The organism is Vallitalea sediminicola (genome assembly GCF_054408565.1).
The window spans coordinates 1-242 of record NZ_BTPT01000288.1 but is presented as its reverse complement, the minus strand read 5'-3'; the positions used below and the strand labels follow the sequence as shown (position 1 = coordinate 242).

Sequence of the window (242 nt, the reverse complement as noted above, 5' to 3'; positions counted from 1 at the left end):
ATTATTGCTTCAGGTAATTCAAGAATAATTCCTGATACTTGATCATCCATTTTGCTGGTATTAATTAAGAATTCTGTATCATCTTTTTTCATTTGAGAAATAGCCTTCTCTACTAAATAATCTGAAATTGTAACCTCAACTTGCCCTTGATCATTAACAGTCTGATTTAACTCTAAAATAATTTTACCATTATTGATTATTTCAATTTGCTTTTCCTTATCTGTTTTTTTCTTATTAGAGTG

Annotated in this window: 1 protein-coding gene; it reads right to left on the bottom strand. The window is 27.3% G+C overall.

Features of this window, described 5'->3' with window-relative positions; translation table 11 throughout:
* The coding region (locus ACX6CF_RS26775) for a hypothetical protein (protein WP_458788426.1) at window positions 1–242 on the bottom strand (242 nt) is incomplete at both ends.